This window comes from Dendrosporobacter sp. 1207_IL3150, from assembly GCF_036763085.1.
In the GTDB taxonomy this organism is placed as follows: domain Bacteria; phylum Bacillota; class Negativicutes; order DSM-1736; family Dendrosporobacteraceae; genus JBAIYU01.
Map to the genome: position 1 here is coordinate 1 of NZ_JBAIYU010000013.1, position 1,101 is coordinate 1,101.

Below are 1,101 nucleotides of genomic sequence, written 5' to 3' on the forward strand. Positions count from 1 at the left end.
AATAGGATCTAAAAGTAGAATTTTCTCTTAAGATACGAGCAGGAGATTCTGCATGAAAACATCTAAATTTACTGACAGTCAGATCATGTCCATCTTGAAACAGGCAGAATCTGGCACACCTGTAGCGACCCTTTGCCGTGAACACGGCATGAGTAATGCTACCTTTTATAAATGGCGTGCCAAATATGGTGGTATGGATACATCATTAATGGCTCGACTGAAAGAGCTAGAAGCCGAAAATACCAGACTTAAAAAGATGTATGCGGAAGAGCGATTAAAGGCCGAAATCATCCAGGAAGCGATGGCAATGAGCAGCACTGCTGCGCAAGGGTAAAGCCATCTTGCCGGCGTAAGATGGCACAACAGGCAGTTGCCCAGCATGCCATTAGTATTCGTTTGGCTTGTAAAGCATTTGGCATTAGTGAAACCTGCTACCGCTATCAAGCCAAACTCAGCGATGACAATGCACTCATTGCTGAACAGCTCATTGAACTCACTGAGGAAAATTCCGATTGGGGCTTTGGTTTGTGCTTCTCGTATTTACGGCATGTTGAGAGTTGCTGCTGGAATCACAAGCGGGTTTACCGCATTTACTGTGAGTTGGCACTGAATCTGCGTATTAAACCGAGAAGAAGACTAAAACGGCATGCGCCTGAACCATTGAAAGAACCAATCCGAGAAAATCAGGTTTGGTCATTAGATTTTATGCATGATCAGCTTTCCGATGGTCGCAAGTTTCGATTATTGAATGTGATTGATGATTACCGCCGCGAAGGCCTAGCCATTGAAGCAGGGTTCTCATTGCCCACAATCAGGGTTATTCGTACGTTGAATCAATTGCTGGAGTGGAGAGAAAAACCGTTAGTGATCCGATGCGATAATGGTCCCGAATTTATCAGTCACGAATTTGTGCGCTGGGCTACTGAGCACGGTATTCGTATTGAATATATTCAACCGGGTAAGCCACAGCAGAATGCGTATATTGAACGCTATAATCGGACCATACGTTATAGTTGGCTGAGCAAGCATTTATTTGATACTTTGGATGAAGTACAAGATTATGCAACAAACTGGTTGTGGCATTACAACCATGAAAGACCA

Annotated in this window: 1 pseudogene; it reads left to right on the plus strand. The window is 43.9% G+C overall.

What is annotated here, in order from left to right:
• Nucleotides 1-52: 52 nt before the first annotated feature.
• Nucleotides 53-1,101: pseudogene (locus tag V6C17_RS08150) on the plus strand (IS3 family transposase); the annotation flags it as partial.